Genomic DNA, 1,990 nt, shown 5'->3' with positions numbered 1-1,990 from the left:
TGAATCGGATGGACGGGGTGGAGGCGACGGTCAACTACGCCACCGAGAAGGCGAAGGTCAGTTTCGGTGACCAGGTGGCGGTGGCGGATCTGATCGCGACGGTGGAGGCCACCGGCTACACCGCGGCGGTGCCGGCCCCGGCGCGTTCCGAGTCCACCGACGGCGGTGCCGAGTCCGCCGGCGGTGAGGGTGCGGGCGAGGGGGGTGAGCTGCGCACGCTGCGGCAGCGGTTGGTGACCGCGGTGGTGCTGGCGGTGCCGGTGATCGTGCTGGCGATGGTCCCGGCCTGGCAGTTCGAGTACTGGCAGTGGCTGTCGCTGACGTTGACCGCGCCGGTGGTCACCTACGCGGCCTGGCCCTTCCACCGCGCGGCATACACCAACGCCCGGCACGGCGCGGCCACCATGGACACCCTGATCTCGGTGGGCACCGGGGCCGCGTTCCTGTGGTCGCTGTGGGCCCTGTTCTTCGGCACCGCCGGCACCCCGGGCATGACCCACGGCTTCGAGCTGACGATCTCCCGCAGCGACGGAGCCGGCAACATCTACCTCGAAGCCGCCGCCGGAGTGACCGCCTTCATCCTGGCCGGCCGCTACTTCGAGGCCCGCTCCAAGCGCAAGGCCGGCGCCGCCCTGCGCGCCCTGCTGGAACTGGGCGCCAAGGAAGTCACCGTCCTGCGCGACGGCACCGAGCAGCGCATCCGCGTCGAGGACCTCGTGGTCGGCGACCGGTTCGTGGTCCGCCCCGGCGAGAAGATCGCCACCGACGGCACCGTCGTCGAGGGCAACTCGGCGGTCGACGCCTCCATGCTCACCGGCGAGTCCGTGCCGGTCGAGGTCCAGGCCGGCGACGCCGTCACCGGCGCCACGTTGAACGCCGGGGGCCGACTGGTCGTCCAGGCCACCCGGGTCGGCGCCGACACCCAGCTGGCACGCATGGCCAAGCTCGTCGAGGACGCCCAGAACGGCAAGGCCGCCGCCCAGCGCCTGGCCGACAAGATCTCCGCCGTCTTCGTCCCCGTGGTCATCGGCCTGGCCCTGGCCACCTTGGGATTCTGGCTGGGCAACGGCGCCGGACTGACCGCCGCGTTCACCGCCGCCGTCGCCGTCCTGATCATCGCCTGCCCCTGCGCCCTGGGCCTGGCCACCCCCACCGCGCTCATGGTCGGCACCGGCCGCGGCGCCCAGCTGGGCATCTTGATCAAGGGCCCCGAGGTCCTGGAGACCACCCGCAAGATCGACACCATCGTGCTGGACAAGACCGGCACCGTGACCACCGGCAAGATGACCCTGCTGGCCGTCCACACCACCGAGGACACCACCGAGGAAGAGGTCCTGCGGCTGGCCGGGGCCCTGGAGCACGCCTCCGAGCACCCCATCGCCCAGGCGGTGGCCACCGGCGCCGCGGCCATCGCCGGCACCCTGCCCACCCCCGAGGACTTCGCCAACGTCCCCGGCCTCGGTGTCCAGGGCGTGGTCGAGGGCCACGCGGTCCTGGTCGGCCGGGACAAGCTGCTGGCCGAGTGGGCCATCGAGCTGACCGACGAGCTGACCGCGGCCAAGGAGCGGGCCGAGGAAGCCGGACGGACCGCGATCACCGTCGCGTGGGACGGGCAGCCGCGCGCCGTGCTGGAGGTCGCGGACGCGGTCAAGGACACCAGTGCCGAGGCGATCCGCCGACTGCGCGGCCTGGGGCTGACCCCGATCCTGCTGACCGGTGACAACACCGCGGTGGCCCGCTCGGTGGCCCGCGAGGTCGGGATCGACGAGGTGATCGCCGAGGTCATGCCGCAGGACAAGGTCGACGTCGTCAAGCGGCTCCAGGGCGAGGGCCGGTCGGTGGCCATGGTCGGCGACGGCGTCAACGACGCCGCGGCGCTGGCCCAGGCCGATCTGGGCCTGGCCATGGGCACCGGCACCGACGCCGCGATCGAGGCCGGGGACCTGACCTTGGTCCGCGGTGACCTGCGGGCCGCGGCCGACGCGATCCG

The 1,990-nt window shown here is 72.9% G+C and carries 1 protein-coding gene; it reads left to right on the top strand.

Going from position 1 to position 1,990, the window contains the following annotated elements; all coding sequences use genetic code 11:
• Positions 1 to 1,990 (top strand): heavy metal translocating P-type ATPase (locus E4099_RS31580; protein ID WP_135342520.1); only part of this gene is annotated, 1,990 nt, incomplete at both ends.

The organism is Streptomyces palmae (genome assembly GCF_004684805.1).
Classification (GTDB): Bacteria; Actinomycetota; Actinomycetes; order Streptomycetales; family Streptomycetaceae; genus Streptomyces; species Streptomyces palmae.
The sequence above is the reverse complement of the archived record's forward strand: the minus strand, read 5'-3'. Positions and strand labels throughout refer to the sequence as shown.